Origin of the sequence: Allomesorhizobium camelthorni, from assembly GCF_011045125.1 — a bacterium.
In the GTDB taxonomy this organism is placed as follows: Bacteria; Pseudomonadota; Alphaproteobacteria; order Rhizobiales; family Rhizobiaceae; genus Allomesorhizobium; species Allomesorhizobium camelthorni.
Genome location: NZ_JAAKZF010000249.1, coordinates 1 through 1,353 on the forward strand (window position 1 = coordinate 1; position 1,353 = coordinate 1,353).

A 1,353-nucleotide genomic window follows, 5' to 3' on the forward strand; every position below is an offset into this window, starting at 1 on the left:
CTCCTCCCGGCCAGGCGGAGGACGCCGTAGAGTAATCGAACGCGCATCCGACCATTCCACCCGGAGGTCCCTATGGCCGAGATCCTGCTTTTCCACCACGCGCAGGGGCTGACCCCCGGCGTGCGCGCGTTCGCCGACAACCTGCGGGCCGCCGGGCACACTGTGCACACGCCGGACCTGTTTGACGGACGCACTTTCCAGAGCATCGACGAGGGTCTCGCCTACATCGGTAAGATCGGGTTCGACGACATGCGGGAGCGCGGTGTCCGCATCGCCGACGAACTACCCCCCGAGCTCGTCTACGCCGGTTTCTCGTTCGGCGTGCTGCCGGCGCAGAAGCTCGCACAGACACGGCCCGGAGCCCGCGGAGCCCTGCTTTTCTACTCCTGCCTTCCGATCAGTGGCGAGTGGGCCTTCGGACTCTGGCCGAACGGCGTCCCGGTCCAGATCCACGGCATGGACCGAGACCCGGTCTTCGTCGGCGAGGGCGATATCAAGGCCGCACGCGAGATCGTGGAGACGGTCGAGGATGCGGAGCTTTTCCTGTACCCCGGCGACCAGCACTACTTCGCCGACAGCTCGCTCCCGTCGTATGACGCGGATGCGGCGGCGTTGCTCACCCGACGGGTGCTTGAGTTCTTGGACCGCGTCTGACCCATGCCGGCGTCTTGGCGAGGTACCTAACGTAACGTACAATGAAGGCAGGTGAGCGGCTTCCGCCGGCGCGGGCTGGACCCGAAGTCGATTCCGAGAATCCTCACTCCTGCGCCCCTCTGGTTGATGGCAGGAAATCCCGGAGCTGAGCTACGAAGGCATCCGGTCCTCAACGCTGCATATCGGCGGCTGGAGCCGCCATACCCGGTGTAACCGCGTGGTGGCGCTCGCGGGACTATGTTGAATGCGTCACCCAGTCTGTCAGCCCACGCATTATCAGCGCCATCGCATCCACTGTCGCTGCGACGTCCCCAGCAATCTCCAGCCCATGGTCCAAACCGGGGACGATCAGGGAGTTCACGCCAAAGCCATCCTTCAATTCCTGGAGTTGCTTGTCGTCGTATGCGGGGTCAGCCGTTCCGATTACCAGAATGGAGCGACAGCCGCTTTCGCAGCAACGTAGAAGGCCCTCATAAAAGCCGGGCGCGCCGACGCTCGGCGTAAGCCAGATGAGATCCGCGGTGTGGAGTTCGGGATAATCAGCAACGGTCAGTGCCATCCCCACCGTCCCGAGAGACTTTCCGATGATCGTGAAGCGGCGGTAGTGACCAATTTGCGAGGACGTGATGGCGTCAAACGCGGCGCCAATATCGGCCTTGATCCAGGACAGTTTTTCTTCATCCGAGACGCTCATGAAGT

The 1,353-nt window shown here is 63.0% G+C and carries 2 protein-coding genes; one reads left to right on the forward strand and one right to left on the reverse strand.

Going from position 1 to position 1,353, the window contains the following annotated elements:
* Nucleotides 1-72 precede the first annotated feature (72 nt).
* Complete coding sequence (locus tag G6N73_RS35650) at nucleotides 73-654, forward strand: dienelactone hydrolase family protein (protein ID WP_165034539.1); 582 nt, start codon at nucleotides 73-75, stop codon at nucleotides 652-654.
* A gap of 235 nt (nucleotides 655-889) precedes the next feature.
* On the opposite strand, the gene G6N73_RS35655 is transcribed toward G6N73_RS35650, so the two are convergent.
* A partial coding sequence (locus G6N73_RS35655; protein ID WP_165034540.1) for a hypothetical protein occupies nucleotides 890-1,353 on the reverse strand: 464 nt, incomplete at its 5' end.

Excerpts from the sequence above, each read along its gene's own strand:
- G6N73_RS35650 (WP_165034539.1), top strand. The coding sequence starts at position 73 with ATGGCCGAGATCCTGCTTTTCCACCACGCGCAGGGGCTGACCCCCGGC.